Below are 25276 nucleotides of genomic sequence, written 5' to 3' on the forward strand. Positions count from 1 at the left end.
GACTTTAACGCATGGGCACCTCGATGGCAGTGCAGGTCAAAGGCTTAAACGTCACTGTTTCTTCGGGTTTTCCACGAAGGAAAACTACCACGATTTTACAAGGCGTAGATTTTGAGGTGAAAACCGGAGAAATCACCGGTTTGTTGGGGCCATCCGGTAGTGGAAAAACAACCCTCATGCGCTCGATCGTTGGAGTTCAAACACATACTGGCACCCTTGAAGTGTTTGGACAACCTGCAGGCGCATCTTCACTACGGGGCAACATCGGATATGTGACACAACAAGCCAGCGTCTACCAAGACCTCACTGTGTTGGATAATCTCAGGTACTTCGCCGCTCTTGCAGGAGGCCCATCTAAGACACGAGCACCAGAAGAAATCCTGGAAGTCTTAAATATTTCAGGCCTTGCCCACAGGCGTGTTGACACACTCTCCGGTGGGCAACGCAGTCGAACTTCTTTAGGCTGTGCGTTGATTACCTCACCACAACTTTTAGTAATGGATGAGCCAACCGTTTAGACCCCAACACCCGGCAAGAACTGTGGGAAGAATTTCGACGTATCGCGAACACCGGTGCTGGAGTAATAATCTCGAGCCACGTGCTGGAGGAAGCCTCACGGTGTGACAACCTAATTTTGTTACGCGCCGGGCATGTCATCTGGACTGGGACACCGACTCAATTGTTAGCTGACACCAGTGAACATAGCTATGAAGATGCATTCCGGGCAGCAATCAAGGGGACCGACGAATGAACATCTCTTGTCTTGGCGCAACCGCATGGCGCGTTTTTAAACAGTTACTGGCAGATAAGCGTTCCATCGCCTTAATCTTGTTCGTGCCAGTGATATTGATGTCATTGCTGTACTACATGTATTCCTCTACACCTGCAGGAACGCAACTGTTTGAGATGATCTCCACCGTGATGATTGCCGTGTTTCCACTGTTGCTCATGTTTTTGATGACGTCAGTAACCATGCAACGAGAACGAAACAACGGCACGCTAGAAAGGCTGTGGACCACCAACATCCGTCGCCTCGATCTCATCGGTGGCTACGCGGTTGCTTTCGGCCTCATGGCAATAGTGCAATCACTGCTGATGGTTTTAACCCTGAGATACCTACTAGGAGTTCATACCGAGTCACAGTGGTGGATCTCCACACTCATTGCAGCTATCACAGGATCAATTGGAGTATCGCTAGGCTTGCTTAGTTCCGCGTTTGCCAGCAGTGAGTTCCAAGCAATCCAAACACTTCCGGTGTTAATTTTGCCCCAGTTCCTCTTATGCGGTTTGCTGATCCCCAGGGACGAGCTCCCCAATATCTTGCATTGGATTTCTAATGTTCTCCCGCTGTCTTATGCCGTTCATGCAGCACTAGAGGCCTCTCGAGCGGGGATCGGCCAACAAGTAGTTTTCAACATTGTGATCTGTGCTGTATTTACCGCAGCCTTCTTGTTGATAGCTGGGCCATTGATGCCACGCAAAACCCGTTAAAAATCACTCTTGTAGCGATGTTCCAATCATTGACATTGATGTAGCCCTTGCTTGGGCTGCATCGTGGCCACGGTGAGTAATCAGTAATTCGATGAGTTGTTCAGACACCAACATCAACGCCGCCCTGGAGGTACGTGTGAGCTCATCTTGAAATGACGCTGTCATCGGAGGAACGATCAACGAGACATCGGCGGCAGCATCGATGGCAGAATGGGCAAAACAGGTCATCGCTATGATCGTTGCACCCCCAGCACGCGCTGCCTTTATGGTCGCAAGCGTTGTTTTACTGGCACCGGAACCAGATATTGCAAAACACACAGAACCTTCACCCAACTGACGGGCCACGATCTGCTCCGACATGGAATCAGAATGCACTTCGGCAGATCGACCCATTGAGTTTAAACGCTGGGAAAAATCCAACCCCAAGGGAGCGGAAAGCCCATGGGATGCAACAAGAACCCGGCGCGCTGAGTCCAATGCGTTTATGCACTGTTGTAGGTCTTCCTCGGTCAGCGCGGAAGACACTGTGCTCAAAGACGCCTGAAAATCCGAAATCCCGGCTTGTAGACCACCGAGCAACGTGGAGCTTAACGCTTTTTCAACCATGCTTTTCGACGCGCCCTGCGTCAGCGCCAGTTCCTGCGCCAGGGCGACGCGAAGTTGCGGAAATCCGTCGTAGCCTAAGGACTGCGCGGTGCGGATCACGGTTGCACGCCCCACGCCCACGCGGTCTGCAAGACCCTGAGCGGTGAGTTCAACGATGCTGGGGGCGTCGACAAGCATTGCTTCGGCCACTTTGCGCTGATTTGGCTGCAGCGATGGCGCAAGCGTGGTGATGCGGATGCTTGGTGGAGCGTCAGTTGCTTGGTGCCACGACACGGTCACTAGCCCCCTTCATGATACGGCGGCGGATGGTGCCGGAGATGAGATCGACGATCATCGTTGCGACAACCACGACGATGAGCAGCATGCCCACGGTGTCCCACTGCCTGTAATTGGTGTAATTGGCAAGCATACTACCGATACCACCTGCACCAACGATGCCCAATACCGCAGAGGTACGGATGTTGATCTCAAAGCGATACAGGGCAAAAGATGCAATGGATGGCGCAACCTGTGGCCACAACGCCCACCGCAGAACCTCCGGCGTAGTTCCACCCGCTGCCCGCACCGCCTCTGAGGGGCCGGTGGGAGTGGACTCAATGGCTTCATAGGTCCACTTTGCCTGCTGCCCAATACCGGAGATGCCCAATGCCAGCGCACCAGTAAAAGGAGTAAGACCGGTGACTGTTAGCAAAATAATTGCGATAACCACCTCGGGGAACGCACGGATTACCGCGAATACGAATCGCAAGATGGTGCGCAACCAATACGTCCCCACTCCGCGGGCAGCCAACATGCCCAGAGGTACAGAGACCACCACGCATAAAATGGCACCCAACCACGCCATGGCGATGGAACGCCACATCTCCTGGACGGCGCGAGAAAACTTTGACCAATCGGGATCGCTAAACATCAGCTCTAAGTAATGCCACACCTGCGCGGGCATCTGCGGAAGCTCATTCCACTCGATCTTCAGCGTGCCGGTAGCAATGAGAACAATCAGCGCAGCGATGAACGCCACGATATTGCGCGCCAGTTTGTTAGGGCGCGCCGGGGGAGAGCTAGGGGCTGGCACTATGCGGTGAGAGGTTAAGGTGCTCATACGAGCCTCTTTCGAAGTGCGTTGGAGATTACCTCAATGACAATCACCACGAGGAGGATTTCTAAAATGATCACGGAAACATCCGCGTAGGCATAGAAAGCTCGGCGTTCATCAAGCAGCCTGCCGATGCCGCCTGCGCCCACAATGCCGAGGATTGCGGAGATACGAACATTGAGCTCTAGGGTGTAGAGCCATTGGTTAGCAAAGAGCGGCATGACTTCAGGAAGTGCGGAGACTCGGTTGATGTGGAATTGTGAGCCACCTGCCGCGCGTCCTGCTTCCATGTAAGGGTGATCAGTGGAGTCAATTGCTTCCGAGACGAGCTTGACCACGATGCCCAGGTTGAACAGGAACAGTGTCAAAATGCCGGGTAATGCGCCGACACCGACCATGGCGACCAAGATTGTGGCATACACCAAGTCGGGGACGGAGCGCACCACGTTGATGATGGTGCGGATAATGCCCCGACCAATGGCACTGGTGTTGGTGGCCTGTGCTGCCCACAACGTCAACGGCACAGATATGAGAGCAGACAAGACGGCGCCGACAAGCGCCATCTGCAGGGTTTCTAACATGGGAAGCCACGTGCGCGGCAAGAACGCGAAATTAGGCTGCAGCATTTGCAGGAGTTTGTTGGCACCGTTGCGCCAATTCGCAGCAATGGAAGCAAAATCAAGCTCAATGCCACCTAGCGCTGGGGTTGCTGTAGCCACCGTGAAGGCAATGATGGAAGCGATGATGAGATAGTCTTTTACCCCCGCCCGAGGCTTCTGCGGCACCAGTGGAGAAGAAGGCGTGGTCATGCGCGATCTCCCAGCAGGTCTTTAGCTTGAATGGGGCGACCATAGATAGCTTCAAAGTCTTTATCAGTGGCCTCAGAGATAGGACCGTCATAGACAAGCTTGCCGGCACGCAAACCCACAACCCTCGTAGTGTATTGACGAGCCAAATCAATCAAGTGCAAGTTCACCAACACGGTGAGGCCTTCCACGTTGTTGATGTTCTCCAGGTCGCGCATCACAGAATGCGCGGTAGGCGGATCAAGGCTTGCTACAGGCTCATCTGCCAGCATGACAGAAGGATCTTGCGATAAGGCACGCGCAATTGCAACGCGCTGTTTCTGTCCACCGGACAAAGCACCAGCTCGGGTCCATACTTTGTCCAAAATGCCCACGGACTCCAACGCGTGAAAAGCAATCTGCTTGTCGTGCTCAGTGGGAAGTCCGAGGAGGTTACGCCACCACGCTGTGTGCGCGAAGCGGCCCACCAAAACATTCTGGAACACACTGCTGCGTTCCGAGAGGTTGAACCCCTGGAAAATCATGCCGATCTGCCCACGGGCATCACGCAGCGCTTTCCCCTTCAAGGTGTTGATCTGATGCGGCCCCACCGTCACGGTACCTTCCGTGGCTTGGACAAGACCATTAATCGTGCGAATCAACGTGGATTTACCCGATCCTGATAGACCCACGATGGCCACCATCTCACCAGGATTGATGGTGAGTGAGACATCATCGAGGGCTTTCGTCCCATTGGGATACGTCACCGACACGTGGTCGAAGTCGATGGCCCAAGAGTTGGCCGTGGTGGTAGCCGAAGCATCAGAATTCATATGCGCACACCTTGATTGTTGGAAACAGGGAAACTAGTTGGAGAACTTCTTCAGTATCTCGCCGTAACGAGTGATTTCATCCTGGGCGGTATCAGCAGTCCAGTCAGACAGACCAACCATGTCGAACATGACATCCTTGGCTTCTTCAGAGGAATCTGCATATTCATCCATCAACTCGGTGAGCTTTTCCACCAGGTCGGATGGCAGGGACTTCGATGCTGCGACCCCTCCATTTGGGATCATCTCGGTGTAGGCAAACGCCACAACATCTTCCGCTGCGTGAGGAGCCTCAGACAGCACGGTGGAACGCGCATCCCAGAAACCGAAGGACACTTCAGCGTCACCGTTGAGGACAGACAGCACAGCGTTGTTGTTACCTTCAACGGGTACCTGAACAAACGCAGCATCGGTGTCCATGCCCAGATCCTGCATAGCAACCATTGGGTATTGGTAGCCCGCAGGAGACGTTGCAGCCTGCAGCGCTACCTTGTCACCGGACTCGATCTTTTCCAGCGCATCAAGGGCTGCTGGGCCATTACCTGATGCCGCTTGCCCTTCAGGTTCAATTCCGTTGCAGTAGAGCATGTCAACATCGGAAGCAGCATAGGACGCAGCCACTGGAGCATCGTCGCAGTACTTATCAGGATTGTTGGTGTACGCAACAGCAGAGTACGAGGTGGCACCGAAACGCACATCACGCAGAATTAGCTGCGCATCGTACTGCTCAATCGCGTTATACAGGGAACCCGCATCAGTGATGATCACCTGAGCCTGATCAGCACCCAAAGCCTCAACGGTTGCAGCGTAATCAGACGCCACCACACCATTGACCTCAATACCTAAGTTCTCAGACAGGTAATCAGTCAAAGGAGCCAACGCCTCAGCCAAATCCTCACCCTCCGTGGAAGGAACAAGAGACAAAGTAATGGACTCAGGCCACTGGCTTGCAGCATCCGAAGAAGAGGAAGAAGACTCATCGGAAGAAGAACAACCAACTAGAGCAAGGGTAGAGATCGCAAGCGTAGAAACAGCAACACGCATGGACTTGGATAGCTTAGAGAGCTTGAACATGAGATCTTTAAAAACCTTTCAGCGACATGAGACAAGAAAGTTAAGAAGAGGAGACCCGGGAAGAAACCCAGGCAAGGAGAGGGAGATCAGCGATAGAATCCCCACGCATGGAGACCTTCGCTTCAGAAATGGTTGCTGTAGCTCCAACCAGAGCCGTATCTGCACCTAACTGCGCTGCAGGACTCAGATCGAATTCATAAATATCGCCCACCGCAAGCACCGGACCATCAAGCTGCAAATCAGAAATGATCGAAATCAACCCTGCAGGCTTACCCACCACAAAATGCAACTGATCAAATAAATCAGCAACACCCCACTGACGCAGCACATCATGCACGCCATTTTCCGGGGCATTGGTAGCTAAAACCAACCGAGCATGACCTTTCAACGAGGACAAAATATCCTTAATGCCCCGCACATGCTCAACAGGCGCTAAATCCGAGCCAAGCAACTTCCGGCTCTCGCCATAAGCGATCGACATCGTGCCATCATCAATCCCTAATTCCGACGCCAACTTAGCCACAATGTCATACCCATCACGGTAAATACTCTGACCATCGTCATAGCGTCGAAGCTCCCTGCGCACACGCTCCAGAAAGTCCTTGGAACCCTCCGGTGCAACACACAATGCATATGCAAGGACAGGGCCATGACCAATGGCAAGCGTGCCATCGAAATCAAAAACAATACTGGGTGTCACAAAAAGATCCTTGGATCGGGAAGAAATGGACGATGCGTTCATCATAAAAGTATTTGATGAACACAACGTCCAACCTTGAGTGAACGATCAATGACACCTACATGAACACTTGCCCCAGCCCGACCCCACAGCTGCAAAAGCGCGCCGGGCCACCTCCTAATTGACGGAGATGGCCCGGCGCGCGGGTAGCCCAGTTCAGTTAAATCCAACCGTGTCTGGTGGCTTGATCAAAGAATTCACGTTCATGAACTGAAGCGCTCAAGAATGCTCGAGCGGCATCGACGCGTTGTTCAGAACCCGCATTTTCTAAGGCCTTTTCTAACCGGGCAATGGCAGCACGGGTTCCATTGATAAATTCTTCGCTGGAGTAGGTGTCAAGCCAGTCCTTGTAGGGGTGATCTTCGTGGTTTTGTTCAGCTAGCATCAACCCGATTTCCGCGTAAAGCCAGTAGCAGGGCAGTACTGCAGCAACACCGCACACATAATCTTCTGTGTAGGTGCGCGCGATGAGGAAGTCGGTGTAGGCCATGGTGATATGCGATGGCGCGGATACTGTGGCTCCTGCCATGTAAGAGCGATGGAGTTCAGCTTCAACAACTAAACACTCCGCAGCGCTTTGTGCCCATTCGATTTGTGCCTGCGCATCGGGAGCGATCGAGGATAATCGGGCCAACGCTCTGGAGTATTGGGCAAGATATTGTGCATCTTGGTCAATGTAGAAATCGAACTCTGGGCGCCGGAGGGTGCCGTCGCCAAGCATGGTGATGAAGTCTGAACTGTTGATGCCCGCGATGATATCGCCGCTTGCTTCCCACAGCGCGCGCGTGAATGGCCCGGCAGGTTCGATGCGTGGAGCTGGGCTTTTAACCGTCGATGGGGCAACGAAACTCGTTGCTGTTTGCCCATCTAGGCGCGGCGCTAAAAGGTGATCCCAGGGAGTGGTCTCAGCAGCTGAGAGCATGCGGCGAGTGAGGTGCCCGTGATCGACTGGTCCGTTTCCCGTGCCGACGTGGAGCTGGTCGGCGTGGCGCAGGGCTTCATTAAGCCAGCGTGTGGACCACTCAAGGGCTTTTTCAACGCTCTCACCGGTGGCAATTCGGGTGGCAAGAGCAGCGGACAGGGAACATCCGGTGCCGTGGGAATTGGTGGTGTTGACGCGCAAGTTTTCCACCTGGAATACCGAGCCATCTGGGCGAACGACTGCGTTATCTGCCAAAGCGCCAGTCAAATGCCCACCCTTGACGATAACGATGGTGTCATGCTCAGCAGCAAATGCTTGAGCCTGAGCAATTGCCTGATCCATCGTTGTGGCCGGCTGGCTATCGCACAATACGGCGAGCTCTGGGATGTTTGGGGTAACAACATCCACGTGGGCAGCCAGGCGACGCAAAGATTCTTCAGCACTGGCATCAAGCAACCGGTCACCGCTGGTTGCGATCATCACCGGATCAAGCACCACCGGGCCGTGCTCACGGGAGCCCAACCAATGTGCCACCAGATCTACCGTGTCAGCAGAACCCAACATGCCGAGCTTGATGGCGTCGACCGTGACATCGGAAAAGACTGCATCAAGTTGTTCTTCCAAGAAAGTCAAGGGAGGAGTATGGATTGTGTTGACGCCGTGAGTATTTTGGGCAACCAACGAGGTGACCACACACATGCCATATCCACCACCTGCGGCAATAGATTTCAGGTCAGCTTGAATGCCTGCACCGCCTGTGGGGTCAGTGCCTGCAATAGATAGCACGCGTGGGGTAGAGGGGACGTCCACAAAAGCTCCTTGGAAAGCAGTTAGTAATTGGGAAGCGGCAACTGCAGGATCTGCAGCGGTCATAATTTCAGACACCACACATAGGCCGTCAATGTCAGTACCTGCAAGTTCAGCAGCATTGTCCAGCCCCACGCCTCCAATGGCAACAGACGCAATGCCGTGAGCTTTCGCCAGGGTTGAGATCTCCGCGATGCCTTCAACACCGAGTGCTGGTGCCGCATCTGGTTTGGTAGCTGTAGAAGTCACGGGACCGATGCCAATCACATCGGGCAATGCCACATCAGCGGCTGCACATTGCGCAATCACCGTGCGCAGCTGATCTAAGTTTTCAATGCTCAACCCCAACTCAAGATTGGCGGGAAGCTGCCTTCGTGCCTGAATATAAGGTGTATCGCCTTGGCCAATGTGCAGATGAAGCCCCAGCTCAACCGCAATATCAAGGTAATCATTAACCACAAGCGATACCCCGCGGGCGTCACAGATTTCTTTTAGCTCCACAGCTGCTGCACGAACATCTTGTTTAGGGGAGTTTTTATCACGCAATTGCACCACGGATACCCCGCCTGAAATCGCGGCGTCCACGATTCCGGCAACGTTATCCGGCCCACCACCAAGATGCGGATCTGTCACAAGGTATAAAGAAAAATCAGTCACGGAAATCTTAAGCCTCACGCACATCAATCAACGAAGCCACGGTCTGCGCATCGACCTCATACAAGGCATCAATAAACGCAACCGCGAAACTTCCTGGTGCTGTGGCTTTCTGCGCAGCGATCTGGCCAGCTGCTCCAATGTGGGCGTGTGCCGCCAACACAGCATCATGCTCTGAAATCGATGAACCTACCACAGCACCCAAATAGGCGGCCGTTAAAGCGCCCAACGAACAACCCGTGCCAATCACCAGCTGCAACATGGGATCCCCAGAGCGCAACCATGTCACCCGGTCACCAGAAACAATAAGGTCCTGCTCCCCAGAAACCGCCACAACACCACCGGTGCGATTGGCCAACTGATGCGCCGCATGCAGCGCTGCTTCCACCGAATCGGTCGCGTCTACGCCGCGCCCACCAGCACCCAGACCGGCAAGCGCCACGATTTCTGACGCGTTTCCACGAATTGCGGCTGGCTGCTTATCGACGATTCCCTCCGCATACTTAGTCCTCTCCGACAATCCACCCACAGCAACGGGATCCAGCACCCACGGTGTCCCAGCTTTTAGTGCGCCCTCAATGGCATTGGTCATTCCTTGGTACTGCTCAGTAGAGGGAGTACCTGCATTAATGAGCACTCCGTTTGCGATCGCGGCGAATTCTGCTGATTCAGCTGGAGTATCAACCATCGCAGGGGTAGCTCCCGCAGCAAGCAATACATTCGCGGTGACCTGCATGACCACAGAGTTGGTTAAACACTGAACAAGAGGAGTGTTTTGTCGAACAAGAGTTAAAGAATCCAAAAATGAGTTAGCCACTTTAAAGGCCATCCCTTCGCTAGTACGAGCTAGAGCAGGTTCAACGGGTGTTTTCTCAGCCTCTGGAAATTAAAATCCAGCAACGGCACCCCGTGCCTGCTAATCAGCCTAGCAAAGTGGACGTGTGTACTTTTCCACAGGGGCGGAGGGGCCGGCGGGTAACTCATAAGCGACAATGTGTTTGAATATTCACTACAAACTTGAGATTTCCGATGGATTGTGGTGGATTGTTGCATGTAACCATCCGTTAAATGCAAAGTTTTGTTCGAATTAAAGGGGTGATGTCCTGTTTGTGGTGAGTTCTTGATCAGCACACCTTCAGGTTTCACATTTCCTCACGCGCACCGAAATGATGCGGCCGATATAAACCGGACTTGGGTTAACTCGGCAAACCAGACCAATGCGCGTTAGCGTTTATCGCTTGTTTAAGGCTTCGAGTTTTTCAGATGAACTATGGTGTGCATGAAGCCCTGAAAACCCGTTAGAAGCGCTTCTGGGGAGGTATGACTTTTCAGGTGTCGCACCAAAATGTGAGTGCGACCAAATCAGGAGACCCAGAATCTGCAAAAACTTAAATGTTGGGTCTCTGTGTTTGGTAATGAGAGCGATACGCCAAACCAGGAGACCCACAAACGTCGAAAACGTGATTTCTGGGTCTCTGTGTTTGGTCTCACGCCGTCTCATGCCGCCAAGTGCACGAACATCAAAATCCACACCGGGGCATACAGCTATTTCAGCACTAATCTGGCTCACGTCGGGATCGGATTTCACGTCTTTCTAACAAACACCGAAATGATGAGCGCACAGTTTCGCGTATGGGCACCTAAAAGATCGCCTTCTACAACAAAAGCGTGACTCCCCGTTAAGGAAGTCACGCTCGTTGCTTACTACAGAAAAGTAGACTTACTTTCCGCCGAAACGCTGGTTGTCGCGCAGCTCGATTGGGAGATCTGCAGCGGCCTCTTCCAGCTCGTGTGCGTACTTAAGCATGGCAGTACGGGAGTGAAGCTGCTGGCGAGTGGTGGCCAGGTTCCAACGCTTACGGGACATAGCGTTAAGTCCCCAGCTGATGCCGGAAACGAAACGGTTGCGGAAGCCCACGAGGAACATGATGTGAACAGCCAACCACAGGATCCATCCGATGAAACCGGTGACCTCAACCTTGCCCATCTTCACCACAGCGGAAAAGCGGGAAATGGTTGCCATGGAGCCCTTATCGAAGTAATCGAAAGCTTCGCGCTCAGTGTTGGAGCGGCCTTCGACCTCAGCTGCGATCTGCTCTGCAACATACTCACCACTCTGGATTGCTACCTGAGCAACACCAGGGAGGTTGTTGTAGTTCATCATGTCACCAACAACGAAGACGTTCTTGTGCTCGCCCACAGACAGGTCATCGTTGACCATCACGCGACCTGCGCGGTCAGTCTCAACGCCGGTTTGCTCTGCAATGAGCTTGCCCAGTGGGGAAGCAGCCACACCAGCGGACCAAATCTTGCAGAAGGACTCAATGGTGTGCTCTTCGCCGTCTTTGGTCTTGTAGGTAACCGAGGTGGCATCCACGTTGGTGACCATTGCGTTCAGGCGAACGTTAACACCGATCTTTTCCAGGGTGCGCTGAGCGTTACGGCCGAGACGCTTACCGAATGGAGGAAGAACCTGTGGTGCACCATCAAGCAAGATGATCTTTGCGGAGTTGGTGTTGAAGTTCTTGTACTCACCAGCAAGGGTGCGGTGTGCCATTTCAGCCAACTGACCTGCAAGCTCAACGCCGGTTGGACCAGCACCAACAACAACGAAGGTGAGCAGACGCTCACGCTCAGCAGGATCTTCACAGATCTCAGCACGCTCGAAAGCGCCAATGATACGAGCGCGCAGCTCTAGAGCATCATCGATGGACTTCATGCCTGGAGCGAACTCAGCGAAGTGATCGTTACCAAAGTAGGATTGGCCTGCACCAGCACCAACAACCAGGGAGTCATACTCGAAGACGCGGGTGAACTCACCGAGGGTAGCGGTCACGGTCTGGGACTCGACATTGATGTCGGTGACCTCACCCTTGATGACGTTGACGTTTTCCTGGGAGCCCAGGATCTGTCGGGTTGAAGGTGCAATTTCACCAGAGGACAAGATGCCAGTTGCTACTTGGTACAGCAGTGGCTGGAAGAGGTGGTGATTTGTGCGGTCAATCAGAGTGACATCGACGTCTGCCTTGGCCAGGTTTTTAGCAGCAAAAAGGCCACCAAAACCGGAGCCGATGACGACGACGTGGTGACGGCCGCCTTCGGGGCGGGTTGGGTTAACTGACATATTTGTCAAAGTCTCCTGATCGTGGATCTTAAAGCTTGTGCGGTCTGCAGTGAAAGGCGTGCAGCCGTTTAAGCGTTGTCGTGTTAAGCACGTGTACGCGTTAAACAATAGTACTTCCTACAGAAACAAACAGGATCGGGTCATGCTTTTCTGTCCGTTCGGAGAAAATCTTGCCGAATTCGCGCCCACTTTCAATAAGTATGCACGTTGGTATGGCATATGTCACGTCAAATGTCAGAACTTTTTATTTGAGTCCGATTTATTGCGTTTCGACGCGCCTGCACCGCCTAATCAACACACGCAAGTACACTGCTTCTAGCAGCTAAATCCGCCGAAGATTTTCTTGGCTTTGATCCACTGGAGGTGCATAAAACGTATGGCAGAGGCACGTTTGCGCCATCTTGAACCCATTGACGTGGAAGAGTGGCCTGGGGTGGCGTCAGTGCCTAACCTTGCGTTTTCAGGGGCGCGCGCAAGGCAAGCGGAATATCGCTTCGCTAAGGCGTGTAGCAACGCTGGCCTAGTTTTACTGGGCGATGACCCAGATCTCATAATCGATCATGAGGAATTATTTTCACGTTTAGCAGCATCCGGGTGGCTCGGCTTAGCTGAAAGCTACATGGCAGGCGAGTGGCGCAGCGACAAGCTTGCCGACGTTTTGACCGCCCTTTTGGGGACTGGATTCAAACCCCGCGGCAAACTGTCGAGCGCATTCACCTTGCCAGGTCACGCCGTTGATACTGGTGGTGCATTACCTAATGAGCTTATTCGGCTAAGTTCTGGCGATGGGATGAGTGCCTTCGGTGGAATTTTTGCCTCTGGTGTTCCCACCACTTTGCGTACTGCAGTAAAAAGCTACGTGCCAGGTGCTGGCAAAAATAGAGAACCTGCATCACACTTTGTCGATATCACGAAAATCTCTGAACCGGTAGCCGTGGAACGTGAAGATTTAGGCGAAGCTCAACGTCGTGCAGCGTCATACTTGCTTGACTGTGCCAAGGTGAAGGCAGGAAGCCACGTATTGGAGTTTCCCAGCAGTGGTGGTGCTCTTGCTATTTTGGCAGCACGCCGACAAGCCACAGTAGATTCATTAACGGCGGATCCAGCACAAGTAGCTAGTTTGGAAGAAACATTCGTGCTTGCTGGAGTGGAAGAAGATATCCACATTGAGGTGATTCCACAAGCAATACCCACTCAGCGTGAATGGGGCGGGGCATATGACTCGATTGTCTCCATGGAAAAACTTGAAGTGGTAGGCAAGCATGGTTCCAAACGGTTTATCAAAGCAATAGACCGCATGTTAGCCACCGGTGGGAATGTCGCCTTCCAGTCTTTAGTTGCCACCGACCAATGGGGTCCGGTGAGTACTGAGGCGATTTCTATGCTCAAGGCATATATCTGGCCGGCTCTGCACTATCCGACCGTTGATGAAGTACATCAGTTGGTTGATCGTGAATCCTCATTGCGCGTTGTTAAAGAAACTCACTTTAACGGACACTATCTAAAAAGCATCCAATTACAACGTGAAGTTTTTGAAGGCCAGATACGCGAAGCGGCGGCAGATGGTTTTGATGCCGTCTACCGCCGCATGTGGGTGTTCCACTATGCGCTTATCGAAGCCCTGTTGCGATTGGGTTGCTTGGGTGCTGTGCAATTTGCATTGACGACAAGGAACCGAAGGGGGCGTCGATAAGCAAAAATCTTTTAGACCTCTCGGAGGTCGTGGTTTTTGTTTTCCTTCATGGTTAGCACCGCGATAAACGTAATTGCGGTGACAATGATCAGGTAATAACCAACATAGGCTACTGAATACTCAGCTACCAGCCACGTTGCAATAAACGGGGCAATAGCTGCACCGAGGATCGAAGAAACGTTATAAGCAATTCCTGAGCCAGTGTAGCGCACATTCGTGGGGAAAAGTTCCGGCAAAATAGCAGACATTGGCCCGAAAATGAGACCCATGATGCTCATGCCAGCAAACAGGAAAATAAAGACGGTAGTCTTGGTGGCCGTTTCAGGATCGAGCAACAAGTTAAACACCAACCCAAATCCAAGCAGCAACACCGAAGCCAGGGTGAGCGTGTTTTTACGGCCCCACACATCAGCCAACCAGCCGGACACTGGGATCATGATGGCAAAGAACACGATCGTGGCCAGCTGCAACTGGAGGAATTCAAAATATGGGATTGACAGGCCAGTTCCCGCGCTGCGGTTGCCAATTCCATAAGACAAAATCCACGTGGTGACCAAGTAGAACAAAGTGTACGTGGACAACATGATCAAAGTTGCCTGAACGACCGGACCAGGGGAAGTCTTAAACAGCTCTTTCAGTGGGGACTTAACTTTCTTGCCCTGATCTACTGCTTGTTTAAATACCGGAGTCTCCTCCAAGGAGAAACGCACCCACAGGCCAACGGCGATCATAAGGGCAGAAGACAAGAATGGTAGACGCCAGCCCCATGTCATAAACGCGCCTTGAAGATCACCGTCCTCATGAGCAAGGACTCCCACCAGAACCAGCATGAAACCATTAGCCAGGAAGAAACCAAACGGCGCTCCTAGCTGAGGCCACATCGCCGCACGGGCACGGTGAGTATTTTCAGCATTTTCACCAGCTAGCAGTGCTGCGCCAGACCATTCACCACCAAGGCCTAGTCCCTGGCAAAAACGCATCAATGCCAGCAAGGCTGGAGCAATGATGCCTACCTGTCCATACGTTGGCAAGAAGCCAATCAAGATGGTGGCAATACCCATGGTCAACAGTGAGCCAATCAATGTTGCTTTGCGTCCCACACGGTCACCGAAATGACCAAAGAGGATTGATCCCACTGGACGCGCCACAAACGCTAAGCCAAATGTTGCGAATGACGCCAACAAGTTCACTGTTGGATCATCATTGCTCGGGAAGAACAAACTAGGGAAAACAACAACAGCCGCGGCAGCATAGGCGTAAAAATCATAAAACTCGATAGTCGTGCCAATGGTGGAGGCTGCCGCAACCCGACGTTTGGTTTTCTTATCAATCACAAGAGTTGCTGACTGTCCATCAGGGTCAGAGGGATTCAACTCCGTGGTGTGATCAGTTGTGGTCACGCGTTATCGCCTCACACAAAAATTAGATTCCAATAAATACTCCAGTGATATTTCCACAGGAGATTCTTAGAGTCAATCTCATGGACTGAGACGTTAATCGCCTAAATTTCACATAATGGGATTTCGGTCGCGTTGATGTGAGGAATTTTGGATAAAGAAAAGCCCTGCACACACCAAGTGCATGCAGGACTCTTAGATAAAAATTACTTAGAAGGCTCTACCGGAGGCAGTGTGGACCAAGGGAAGTTGATCCACTTATCTGTTACACGCCACGCATATTCAGGCTGAAACACGCTGTGAGGCTTGTGGTAAATCACAGCAGTGCGTACTTCTTCAACCTGGTCGCCTAAGAAATCACGAACCAACTCAAGAGTTTTTCCGGTATCGGCAACATCATCTGCAACAAGCACACGCATTCCCGAAAGATCAACAGCCTTCGGAGTTGGAGGCAACATCATTGGCTCCTCCAGGTGCTCTCCGATATCGGTGTAGAACTCAACATTTATTACCGATACATTCTTGATTCCCAGTGCGTATCCGAGTGCGCCACCGATTAGAAGACCACCACGTGCAATTGAGAGCACGCAATCTGGCTTGTAGTCATCAATAATTTCTTGGGCCAGCTCCCGCATTGCTGTTCCGAACATCTCATAGGTCAGAATCTCGCGTTCCTCTGTCATGACTACATATCCTAGTCAATGAACCCCCAACATCTTGCAATGAGATGAATGCTTACTTGATTTCTGAACAACTCTATATAAAATCGTTAACGCCCAAGCAATAAAACTTGGTGCAACCGCTTCCATTTCGAAGGGGAGTAGTTCCACACAAAAACGGCATCCATCGTTTTTGTGGGAGGTATGTTCGACATACTGGAGCAAGTTTTCCTTGCACCCGGCATACCACCTGAGCAGGGATTTTAAAGTTCAGGCGAGCGAGACCTTCGGCGTACACTTCGCCGGGGTCTATTTTTATGCCCAGGCACGGCTCATAGGAGAACCATGCCCTTTTTTCAAATCTTGCTGCTATCGATCGGTGTTGCTGCTGATGCGTTTGCATGCTCAGTTGTTCGCGGCACTGTCATTCGAGTAAACCTTTTAAAAAGAGCGCTCGTACTCGCTGGGATCTTTGGAGTATTCCAAGCTGCGATGCCTCTCATTGGGTGGTTTATCGGCCACTTTTTCGCCGGCATAACCTTTATTTCTGATGTTGATCACTGGATTTCCTTCGCTCTTTTAGGCGCAGTCGGGGTAAAGATGATCTGGGACGCCTTCCATCCTGATGAGGATGAAAGCGTCGTGGACGATGGCCGAATCCAATTTAAACCAGCCATCATTCTTGGATTAGCCACGAGCATCGACGCCCTGGCAGTAGGTATGGGACTCGCTTTCGTTGAAGTATCCATTATTCAAGTAGCGCTAGCCATGGGCGTTATAACCTTTGCTTTGTCTTTGGTCGGTGCCTGGATCGGGCATCATGGTGGAGGAAAGTTTGGCAAGTGGGCTACGATTCTGGGCGGAGTAATCCTCATTGGGATCGGTGCAAATATTGTTTTCGAGCATCTCAGTGCATAATTAACTGCATAATTAGGGGGCATTAGTGAATCGGGTCGTTGACACCTGGGATAGATTTCAAATCCCGCTGTATATCACAGCCCTAATCGCGGGAGTTGTGGTGGGACTGCGTTGGTCTGGTTCTGCCGATATTTTCGAAGCTGCTATTAATCCATCGCTAATGGCACTCCTGTACGCCACCTTTTTGGGCATTCCGCTTACTCGAGTTGGTGGAGCACTTAAAGATTTAAAGTTTCTTACTGTGCTGTTGGCGGTTAACTTTATCGCGGTGCCCATCGTTGCCTTTGTCTTAAGTAGGTTCATTGCCGGCAGTGACGCGCTCCTCGTTGGTTTTTTGCTTGTTGTGTTAGCCCCATGCATTGACTACGTGATAGTGTTTTCAGGTTTAGCAGGAGCAGCCCAGGAAAAACTGCTTGCGGCAACACCCATGTTGATGCTTGCCCAGATTGTATTAATCCCCGTTTTTCTGGCCCTTTTTGTAGGCTCAGACATCCTTGGTTCTATATCTTTTGGCCCCTTTGTAGAAGCGTTTTTCCTATTAATCATCATTCCACTTGTAGCAGCTGGAATAACTCAGTGGGTGGCGGGGAAGTGGCAGGTAGGACGCACTATTATGTCTGTCGCAGAGGCTATCATGGTGCCGTTGATGATGCTGACATTGTTCGTGGTCATTGCTTCACAAGTAGAAGCAGTCAGTGATCAATTCACTCATATTGTTAAAGTTGTGCCATTGTATTTCACTTTCCTGATCGTGATGATTCCGGTCGGTTGTGGTTTGTCCAAACTCGGTGGACTTGGCGTTAAAGAAACACGAGCAGTTGTTTTTAGTGGAGCAACCCGCAACTCGCTAGTCGTGTTGCCACTCGCCTTAGCTCTTCCTGCTGGGCTAGAAATTGCGGCCGTCGTTGTGGTTACCCAAACCCTCGTAGAACTAATCGGCATGGTTATCTATGTCCGGATTATCCCCCTGATCTTCCCAAAAAGAAGACCTACAGCAAACTCTCAGGTTTAGGGGAGTCGTGGAGCAGGACTGCGGGCTAAAGTGACATGGTTACTTAAAAATTGAACTAAACAAGAAGGGTGGAGGACCCAAGCACGTGAGTCTTTCAAACAAAGCTAAAGGAATTGTTGCAGCAATCGTTGTGGTCTGGATCGCCGCAATGGCTGGAATGGTTGCATATGCTTCCGGAAACAGCGCTGATAAAACGTTCCCGACTGCTGGCGCATTAGAACAAACCGTCGCAGCATTTGATAGGCAGGGCCTGCAGATCTCTGCAGTTGCACTGGCAGATATTTATGGCGATGAGTACGTATCCGCAGCCATCCTGTGCGAAGGCACTCCAACCGCAACACTGGAACAATCCCTTGGCGTTGATCTTGCAGAGCTCAATCTAGATGAGTCCGGCATTCCTGCAGGTGTAAATTACTTAGCACTAGCCAACCAAGATGGGGAACTTGTCTACGACAAGATTGATCGCGCCAACGTAGATCTTTGTGCGACACCACTTAACGGGGCTTTCAGTGCGTACTCCTTGATGCCGATTGCCAAGGTTGGCGAGAGCTCTTGGGCAATCGCTGCCTAACGTTTTTCCGGCGTCAACCTGCCACATCTTAGCCCGAGAAGACAATAAGTATTGTCCGATCGGGCTTTTTACTACCTGTTTATCGGTCTAGTTTTGTCATGGTGACGTTATTGATATATGCCTAAGGGGCCGTGAGAAAGATGGAAAATGCGGGGAATCGTGGAAATTTGGATTATTCGAACAAGGTAGCCGATTTTGCCCATATTTCGTCACAGAGGACATTTTGTCACATGGGGCGATTCGTCACGGTCGCCTTTACGTCACACGAGCGATTTCGTCACGGCGATCCCCTGAAAAGACCCAAGTGTAATTCTTAGGGAATCATTCCGTGGTCGGGCGTAGGTACCAGCGGTGGAAAAAATGCCCCAGATTCCAGACGGCATGGCTTGCGTAGAGAATCTATTCATTAGTTGATGGGTTGCGCCAAAACAAGGCAGGGTGCAGGGCATTGAACTGAACAGGAAATGATCTAAGGACGCAGGAGCTAATAATGGGGCAGAACCCCTTCCCGCCAAAATGACATAATGTACATTATCGGACAATTATCTAAATCAGACCAGAACACGGGCGCTGGTAAGTTTAAGCCCATGACTTCAAAGCTTGTTGAATCAACGCTTGCATCTCTTAAAGAACTTGAAGATCCAAAGATCCTCACCGTCAATGAGCGCCACGGCGATGATCATGCCGTGAACCTCACCAAGCTTCGAGCTGTTGCCAAAGATTTGAAAAAGAACCAACCGTTAGCCCGTGAGCTTTGGGCAACCAATGACACAGTCGCACGGTTGGTCGCGTTGCTTATTTGCCGGCCTAAAGAGTTTAGTCAGGCTGAGCTCGACTCCATGATTCGTGAGGCACGTACACCGAAAGTTCTCGACTGGTTGATTAATTACGTTGTCAAGAAGAATCCGCATTGGAACGATCTTCGCATGCTGTGGCTTGAAGATGCAGCTGAAAATGTTGCTGCCGCTGGTTGGTCACTAAATACTCATGCGGTTATCACCAATCCTGATGTTGTAGATGATTCAGCACTCCTTAACGCCATTGAAGCTTCAATGAAAAATGCCTTACCCCGCGCGCAATGGTCAATGAATGAATGTCTTGCGCAGATTGGTATCCATCGCCCTAAGCTTCGCGAACGTGCCATAGAAATTGGTGAGCGGCTAGAAGTTCTTAAAGACTATCCAACGCCACCTAATTGCACCTCACCTTATGCTCCAATTTGGATAGCCGAGATGGTTCGTAGGCAAAACAAATAGGTGTAATTCGGCACCTTAATTTCGTCACTCTGACGTTAATTGCTTCGATTTGTACCCCCACAAAACTCCAGCTAGTCTTAGATTTTTCCATCATTTAAGGTAGCTTCACCCCGAATCCACGCCGAATTCCTGGCGCCTTTAAGGCGCTGACTGCCCCGCAGGCCTGGCATGGCTGGGGGCGTCGAAAAGCGCCCAGTGAAGCACCCAGATTTTGAAGTCCAAGTAAGAGAGATTTTTGTGTCATCGACAACTTCGGCCACTCCGCAGGAGCCTTTGAGCCCGACGGGTGTGCTTGCCTCGTTTAGATTTGCATTTAGTAGTCCGCGTCGTTTCCGAACCGAAGTTTTAGCGGGTCTTGTTGTTGCACTCGCGCTGATTCCGGAGTCTATTGCCTTTTCCGTTCTTGCTGGTGTGGATCCTAAAATGGGCTTGTTTGCCTCGTGCACCATGGCCATGACCATTGCTTTTACAGGTGGCAGGCCTGCGATGATTTCTGCAGCCACCGGCGCTGTGGCGTTAGTGATTGCGCCGGTTGTTCGGGATCATGGTGTGGAATATTTCCTGGCCACGGTTATTTTGGCGGGCATTATTCAAATTGCGTTGTCGCTGCTCGGTGTCGCAAAGTTGATGCGTTTTATCCCGCGTTCTGTCATGCTGGGATTTGTTAATGCACTGGCGTGTTTGGTGTTTTTTGCGCAGTTGCCGCATCTGATTGATGTTCCGTGGATGGTGTATCCGCTGTTTGCGCTGGGCATTGGCATCATGTTGTTCTGGCCGAAGCTGACCGCGGTGATTCCTGCTCCACTGATTGTGATCGTGGCGTTGACGGCGATCGTATGGATTTTTGGGGTCAAGATTCCAAATGTCTCCGACCAGGGCGAACTCCCCTCTTCCCTACCTGAATTCTTGATCCCTAATGTTCCGCTCACCGTGGAAACACTAAAGATTATTGGTCCTTATGCGCTAGGCATGGCGCTTGTCGGGCTCATGGAATCGCTGCTGACCGCCAAATTGGTTGATGATGTTACTGAGGTACACTCGGATAAATCCCGCGAAGCTGCAGGTCAAGGCATCGCAAATATCGTCACCGCATTTTTAGGCGGTATGGGCGGTTGCGCGATGATCGGCCAGACGATGATCAATGTGAAAAACTCTGGAGCTCGCACTCGCCTATCCACCTTCTTGGCCGGCGGATTCCTGCTGCTCTTAGTGGTTTTGCTTGGCGATGTCGTCGGCAAAATCCCCATGGCTGCACTCGTGGCAGTGATGATTATCGTCTCTATCGACACCGCCGATTGGCATTCGCTGAACCCACGCACGCTGAAATTCATGCCGCTGAGTGAAACGATCGTCATGTTTGTTACGATCATCGCCACTCTCGCCACCGGAAACCTAGCTATCGGCGTGATCCTCGGAGTGCTTACCGCCATGATCATGTTTGCCCGCCGCGTGGCGCACCTTGTGTCCGTGGAAAAAACCACGACCAACAACATCAGCACCTACACCGTTAGGGGCCAACTGTTTTGGGCATCCTCGAACGATATGGTGTACTCATTCGACTACTCCGACGAGGCTGATCAGATCATCATCGATCTTACCGCCGCAGAAATTTGGGATGCCTCTACGGTTGCCACGTTAGACAGCATCATCCACAAATACGCCGCACGTGACAAAACCGTGGAGATCATTGGGCTTGACGGCCCCAGCCGCGATAGGCTTGAGCGCCTATCGGGCAAGCTGGGATAAAAAAAATTGCTTTTCGACGCACCCCTTTACCTGGTCAATCTTTAGGCAGCTTCAACTGATGCGGAGAATTCTCCAGAACCATCATCCAGCCAACTGATTACTCCGGCGGTGAATTCCTGAGTCCAACCGTTAGTGGTTGCTTCTTCAGGACCCGTTGGAAGACCAACTGGGGCGGAAAGTCCACCTTCGCCGATCCAGGTTTCACCGATCATGCCGACAAGTGGTTGTGCACCGCCCTCTTCTGAGTTGACGATATAACCTTCAGGGAACGTCACCAGCGTCTCACCATTTGCACCTTCTTCTACAGATTCTGGGGTACTGAATCCTGCCGCATCTGCAGCGGTGACAACAGCAGTTGGGATGGTAATGGTAGATCCATTGGCGTCTTCTACTTCAGTGGTATCTCCTGCGGTGTCTTCTCCAGCAGAATCTGCACCGGAGGAATCGGACCCAGTGCCATCTGTGCTTTCAGATGTTTCTGCACTAGATGATTCGGTTGCATCGTTGAGTGCTGATCCTGCAGCAGAAGTTGCAGAGTTGGCAGCATCTGTTGCACTATCCACCGCTTCATCAGTGTCTGAGCAAGACGCAACACCTAGTGACAGAGCAACGGCAGCGGTGCCTGCAAGAATACGAGTACGCATTTTCTTATTTCGAAGAGTAATCACGTTCATTGGCCTTTCTCGATGGGAACATCAACAAAGTCCATTGTGAGTAATTAACCTCAGTGAATTCCATTCTGCAGTGTGATCTTTAATACATAGAAATAGATCTGTTACCTTAATGAAACCTAGGAACACCACCACCTGCATAAACGAAACTCCCCAACACAGAGCAATTAACGCTGCGTCGGGGAGTTTTAAACTCTAAGTGTTGCGTTGTTTATCTACTTCATCACGAGTTTTATAGGCAGTCCACAGCTGCCAACCACTCACGACAATCAACAAGACTCCGATGAGAACGAAAATCCACATTGATTCCCACAACACAAAACCTGTGAAACCTACGAGCACAACGAGCCTGAACCAAAGGGCCGGAATCATCCGCGATGCCATCATGGCTTATTTCTCCAATACGATTCGTACGTTGATTTCGCCGGTCTCATTAATCTTGGCTGCAATGAACTCTGGGGTTTCCACACCAAAATCAAGGCGGTTGATTTCAATATCGGACGCCACGACAACCTGGTCACCTGTACGAAGCACATTGAACGTTGGCTCAACTGCCTTGGTTTCGCCGTGGATTGTCAACTCTCCTGGGATAACTACCTGAGCAATGGTTCCAGTATCAGGAAGCTCGGAAAGATCAACCGAATCAGTAACCTCAAATGTTGCTTCTGGGTACTGGTCAGTGTGGAACAGTTTGGTGCGCACGTTGATGTCGCGCTTTTCCTGATCGGTGGTGATATGCGTCATGTTCACCGTGATCAGACCAGACAGCAAAGTGTTATCCTCAATAACCACCTCTCCGTCAACGCCAGTGGTTGATCCGGAAGTGATTTTCTCCTCACCTGGAAGAATTTCAGCAAAAGTAAAACCAGCAGAAGTTGTGTTCGGAAGACTTCCCGGAACAACATCCCAGGTGCCATTCAAATCAGTGGAAGCAGGTGCTGCGCCATCAGCCTTGATTCCTTCTGTTTTCACGCCAGGTCCCATGATGAGTTGGTACACAACTGGCCCAACTGCAACCGATGCCAAGCCCACGATGAGGATGACAAAAACAACGATAATCAAGGTCCGGTATTTGATTAGTGGGCTATCAGCACGACTTGAGTCGCCGACTGGTTTCTTAGGACCATTTCCCTGCATGTTGCTCATTACCTCAACTTCTCAATATTCCGAGCTAAATCCACCATCTCTTGGCACAGCTTCGCGATATCGCGAGCGTTCTCCCCTTCGTTGACAGCGGTAGCGATATCTTCGGCGGCGCACCTAAGTTCAAAGAGCGAGTCTTTGAGTTCGCTTGCCCGATCTGGGGACATAATCACTGCTTCGGCGGGAATACTTGTGCCAGAAACGTTGTTGCGTTGTTCGTAGGCACGTTGCCTACAAGCTTGGCTGCAGTATTTCCTCGGACGTCCCCTGCCTGTTGAGGCGACGTCTTTACCACACCAGGAACACTTCGGTGTTTGCTGGTTTGGGTTTAATTTCTGCACCTGTAACACCTTAGTCGATTGTCTCCCATACAACGATTCGAGGCTTTTCGCTATACTTGTAGGTCTGATCGCATTTCAAGGACACTTGTTTTGACTGCAGCGTGTCGTTAAATTTACACCCTTACGGGTAAACTGTGTGAGACGATTTCTTTTGCGGCTACTTGAAGGCCGCATCCTAGAGGGCAAAGGACTGATACCTAGATGGCAGATCGCGTTCTTCGTGGCAGCCGCATGGGCGCCGTGAGCTATGAGACGGACAGGGACCACGATCTGGCTCCTCGCCAGCTCGTGAAGTACAAGACCGCAGACGGGGAAATTTATGAGGTCCCCTTCGCCGATGATGCAGAAATCCCCGAGGAGTGGATGTGCAAGAACGGTAAGCTAGGCACCCTCATGGAAGGTGAGGGAGTCGAGTCCAAGCCGGTCAAGCCTCCACGTACTCACTGGGATATGCTGCGCGAGCGCCGCTCAATCGAAGAGCTGGATGTGCTGTTGGAGGAGCGCATTGAAGCTCTGCGTAAGCGTCGTCGCAACGCAGCGAAACTGCTGAAGGCTCAGCAAGAAGCTGAAGAAGCAGAAAAGGCAGCTGAAGAGGCTTAACTCTACATTCAGCTCAATAAAAATATCTCGGTGTGACATTCACACCGAGATATTTTTACTTCGCTAAGCCCCGTATAAAGCCTCGAATTTTTCGAATGAGTATTTGCATGGGTCCGACTCTAAAAACCTCTTAGAAACGATTCTGGGGCGGTATGACTTTTGCAGGTTGCGGCCAGGATCGGAGCCTGACCAAACGTAGGTGCCAAGAATTCGGGTTCTTAAGGGTTCTTGGCACGTGTGTTTGGTTTACCCATCGCAGTAACAAACAGGCGTGACAAAGATTCACCAAAATGGAAAATCTTGTCACGCCTGTCTGTTTTTTGGTTTCTTACAGCCAGGTGTTGCGCTTTTTGAAGTGCTTCCACTCATAGTTGAGCAGGCCGATCATTTCCTTGGTGAGTTCTTTCGCTTGGCCACCGCGGTGCTTCAATCCCCACTTGGTTACCTCGAAAAGGGAATCTTTGACAAAGCTGCCATCAAGTTTAGATTCACCGATCTCGCGTTCGGTGAAGGTGATAGGGACTTCGCGGACATCGAAGCCAAGCTCTACGGAACGGTACGCAATTTCAACTTGGAAAATGTAGCCAGCGTTGGAGAGCTGATCAAGGGGTAGGGCTTCTAGCACCGCACGTCGAAAAGCGCGATACCCTGCGGTCATGTCAGTTAAACCTGCGCCGAGTGCCGCGTTGATATAAACGTTGCCGCCCTTGGACAAGAACCAGCGGTTCTTTGGCCAATTGACCACCTTGCCGCCTGGCACGTAGCGGGAGCCGATGACCAGGTCGGCGCCGTTGTCGATCTCAGCGAGAAGCAAGTGCAGCTGCTCTGGTGCGTGGGAGCCGTCGGCGTCCATCTCACAAAGCACCTGGTAGTCGCGCTCAAGACCCCATTGGAAACCTGCCATGTATGCGGCACAGAGTCCGCCCTTGCCTTCGCGGTGCAGCACGAAGATGTGATCGTCAGCAGCGGCGAGTGCATCGGCGCGCTCACCGGTGCCGTCTGGGCTGTTGTCGTCAACGATGAGCACATGAACCTCAGGGGTGGCGGTGCGTACGCGGTCAACGATTAGCGGAAGGTTCTCCAGCTCGTTGTACGTTGGAATAATCACCAGCGTCGTATCATCTACGGCCTCACTGCTCATGGT

24 protein-coding genes, 1 pseudogene and 1 riboswitch are annotated in these 25276 nt (G+C 51.6%); of the genes and pseudogenes, 9 read left to right on the forward strand and 16 right to left on the reverse strand.

Annotated features, from left to right (window positions below; translation table 11 throughout):
- Window positions 1–11 precede the first annotated feature (11 nt).
- Window positions 12–751 (forward strand): annotated as a pseudogene (locus N24_RS07865) (ABC transporter ATP-binding protein).
- On the forward strand, window positions 748–1491 hold the full coding sequence (locus N24_RS07870) for an ABC transporter permease (protein WP_096455838.1): 744 nt from the start codon (window positions 748–750) through the stop codon (window positions 1489–1491). The pseudogene N24_RS07865 and the gene N24_RS07870 overlap by 4 nt, the downstream one beginning before the upstream one ends.
- A gap of 3 nt (window positions 1492–1494) precedes the next feature.
- Here N24_RS07870 and N24_RS07875 read toward each other — a convergent pair whose 3' ends face one another.
- The 9 genes from N24_RS07875 to N24_RS07915 form a co-directional block, all read right to left on the reverse strand.
- A complete protein-coding gene (locus N24_RS07875; RefSeq protein WP_096455840.1) occupies window positions 1495–2370 on the reverse strand; it encodes a MurR/RpiR family transcriptional regulator in 876 nt (291 codons plus the stop codon).
- The gene (gene phnE / locus N24_RS07880) at window positions 2348–3196 is read right to left on the reverse strand and encodes a phosphonate ABC transporter, permease protein PhnE (protein WP_096455842.1); all 849 of its coding nucleotides are present in this window, start codon (window positions 3194–3196) and stop codon (window positions 2348–2350) included. The genes N24_RS07875 and phnE (N24_RS07880) overlap by 23 nt, the downstream gene beginning before the upstream one ends.
- Window positions 3193–3999 (reverse strand): phosphonate ABC transporter, permease protein PhnE, encoded by an 807-nt coding sequence (phnE, locus tag N24_RS07885; protein ID WP_096455844.1) that lies wholly within the window; start codon window positions 3997–3999, stop codon window positions 3193–3195. The genes phnE (N24_RS07880) and phnE (N24_RS07885) overlap by 4 nt, the downstream gene beginning before the upstream one ends.
- On the reverse strand, window positions 3996–4808 hold the full coding sequence (phnC, locus tag N24_RS07890) for a phosphonate ABC transporter ATP-binding protein (RefSeq protein ID WP_096455846.1): 813 nt from the start codon (window positions 4806–4808) through the stop codon (window positions 3996–3998). Before phnC ends, phnE (N24_RS07885) begins: the two co-directional genes overlap by 4 nt.
- Window positions 4809–4841: 33 nt before the next feature.
- Window positions 4842–5879 (reverse strand): phosphate/phosphite/phosphonate ABC transporter substrate-binding protein, encoded by a 1038-nt coding sequence (phnD, locus tag N24_RS07895; RefSeq protein WP_096455848.1) that lies wholly within the window; start codon window positions 5877–5879, stop codon window positions 4842–4844.
- A gap of 40 nt (window positions 5880–5919) precedes the next feature.
- Complete coding sequence (locus N24_RS07900) at window positions 5920–6579, reverse strand: HAD family hydrolase (protein WP_231910936.1); 660 nt, start codon at window positions 6577–6579, stop codon at window positions 5920–5922.
- Between the two features lie 199 nt (window positions 6580–6778).
- On the reverse strand, window positions 6779–9004 hold the full coding sequence (locus tag N24_RS07905; RefSeq protein ID WP_096455852.1) for a bifunctional hydroxymethylpyrimidine kinase/phosphomethylpyrimidine kinase: 2226 nt from the start codon (window positions 9002–9004) through the stop codon (window positions 6779–6781).
- Between the two features lie 7 nt (window positions 9005–9011).
- Window positions 9012–9818, reverse strand: coding sequence for a hydroxyethylthiazole kinase (gene thiM, locus N24_RS07910; protein ID WP_096455854.1), 807 nt, complete (start codon window positions 9816–9818; stop codon window positions 9012–9014).
- Window positions 9812–9921: riboswitch (TPP riboswitch) on the reverse strand. (Overlaps the previous gene by 7 nt.)
- An 800-nt stretch (window positions 9922–10721) precedes the next feature.
- A complete protein-coding gene (locus N24_RS07915; protein ID WP_096455856.1) occupies window positions 10722–12125 on the reverse strand; it encodes an NAD(P)/FAD-dependent oxidoreductase in 1404 nt (467 codons plus the stop codon).
- A 376-nt stretch (window positions 12126–12501) separates the two neighbouring features.
- Between N24_RS07915 and N24_RS07920 the strand changes: the two genes are divergently transcribed.
- Window positions 12502–13818, forward strand: a complete 1317-nt coding sequence (locus N24_RS07920) for an SAM-dependent methyltransferase (protein ID WP_096455858.1) — start codon at window positions 12502–12504, stop codon at window positions 13816–13818.
- A gap of 11 nt (window positions 13819–13829) precedes the next feature.
- Here the strand turns inward: N24_RS07920 and N24_RS07925 are convergent, their stop codons facing one another.
- Together N24_RS07925 and N24_RS07930 are read right to left on the reverse strand one after the other, a co-directional pair.
- Window positions 13830–15218 carry an MFS transporter gene (locus N24_RS07925; protein ID WP_096455860.1) on the reverse strand — a complete coding sequence of 463 codons (1389 nt, stop codon included), beginning with the start codon at window positions 15216–15218 and terminating at the stop codon, window positions 13830–13832.
- Window positions 15219–15421: 203 nt separating this feature from the next.
- On the reverse strand, window positions 15422–15898 hold the full coding sequence (locus N24_RS07930) for a phosphoribosyltransferase (protein WP_096455862.1): 477 nt from the start codon (window positions 15896–15898) through the stop codon (window positions 15422–15424).
- A gap of 321 nt (window positions 15899–16219) precedes the next feature.
- Here N24_RS07930 and N24_RS07935 point away from each other — a divergent pair, with 321 nt between their 5' ends.
- From N24_RS07935 to N24_RS07955, 5 genes are all read left to right on the forward strand, one after another.
- Window positions 16220–16792: a manganese efflux pump MntP gene (locus tag N24_RS07935; RefSeq protein ID WP_096455864.1), complete on the forward strand. Its 573-nt coding sequence runs from the start codon at window positions 16220–16222 to the stop codon at window positions 16790–16792.
- 25 nt (window positions 16793–16817) lie between these two features.
- Window positions 16818–17804 (forward strand): arsenic resistance protein, encoded by a 987-nt coding sequence (locus tag N24_RS07940; protein WP_157736412.1) that lies wholly within the window; start codon window positions 16818–16820, stop codon window positions 17802–17804.
- Between the two features lie 85 nt (window positions 17805–17889).
- The gene (locus tag N24_RS07945) at window positions 17890–18375 is read left to right on the forward strand and encodes an RNA-binding protein (protein WP_096455866.1); all 486 of its coding nucleotides are present in this window, start codon (window positions 17890–17892) and stop codon (window positions 18373–18375) included.
- A 587-nt stretch (window positions 18376–18962) separates the two neighbouring features.
- The gene (locus tag N24_RS07950; RefSeq protein WP_096459948.1) at window positions 18963–19631 is read left to right on the forward strand and encodes a DNA alkylation repair protein; all 669 of its coding nucleotides are present in this window, start codon (window positions 18963–18965) and stop codon (window positions 19629–19631) included.
- 168 nt (window positions 19632–19799) lie between these two features.
- A complete protein-coding gene (locus N24_RS07955; RefSeq protein ID WP_231910938.1) occupies window positions 19800–21377 on the forward strand; it encodes a SulP family inorganic anion transporter in 1578 nt (525 codons plus the stop codon).
- 41 nt (window positions 21378–21418) lie between these two features.
- On the opposite strand, the gene N24_RS07960 is transcribed toward N24_RS07955, so the two are convergent.
- The 4 genes from N24_RS07960 to N24_RS16350 form a co-directional block, all read right to left on the reverse strand.
- Window positions 21419–22051: an LGFP repeat-containing protein gene (locus N24_RS07960; protein ID WP_096455868.1), complete on the reverse strand. Its 633-nt coding sequence runs from the start codon at window positions 22049–22051 to the stop codon at window positions 21419–21421.
- A gap of 192 nt (window positions 22052–22243) precedes the next feature.
- Complete coding sequence (locus tag N24_RS07965) at window positions 22244–22435, reverse strand: hypothetical protein (RefSeq protein ID WP_167382060.1); 192 nt, start codon at window positions 22433–22435, stop codon at window positions 22244–22246.
- A 3-nt stretch (window positions 22436–22438) separates the two neighbouring features.
- On the reverse strand, window positions 22439–23194 hold the full coding sequence (locus tag N24_RS07970) for a YceI family protein (RefSeq protein ID WP_096455870.1): 756 nt from the start codon (window positions 23192–23194) through the stop codon (window positions 22439–22441).
- Window positions 23194–23541: a hypothetical protein gene (locus N24_RS16350; RefSeq protein WP_167382061.1), complete on the reverse strand. Its 348-nt coding sequence runs from the start codon at window positions 23539–23541 to the stop codon at window positions 23194–23196. Before N24_RS16350 ends, N24_RS07970 begins: the two co-directional genes overlap by 1 nt.
- Before the next feature lie 192 nt (window positions 23542–23733).
- On the opposite strand from N24_RS16350, the gene N24_RS07980 reads away from it, so the two are divergent.
- On the forward strand, window positions 23734–24132 hold the full coding sequence (locus tag N24_RS07980; protein ID WP_096455872.1) for an RNA polymerase-binding protein RbpA: 399 nt from the start codon (window positions 23734–23736) through the stop codon (window positions 24130–24132).
- Between the two features lie 328 nt (window positions 24133–24460).
- On the opposite strand, the gene N24_RS07985 is transcribed toward N24_RS07980, so the two are convergent.
- Window positions 24461–25273 carry a polyprenol monophosphomannose synthase gene (locus tag N24_RS07985; protein ID WP_096455874.1) on the reverse strand — a complete coding sequence of 271 codons (813 nt, stop codon included), beginning with the start codon at window positions 25271–25273 and terminating at the stop codon, window positions 24461–24463.
- Between the last annotated feature and the right edge of the window lie 3 nt (window positions 25274–25276).

Source organism: Corynebacterium suranareeae, from assembly GCF_002355155.1.
Classification (GTDB): domain Bacteria; phylum Actinomycetota; class Actinomycetes; order Mycobacteriales; family Mycobacteriaceae; genus Corynebacterium; species Corynebacterium suranareeae.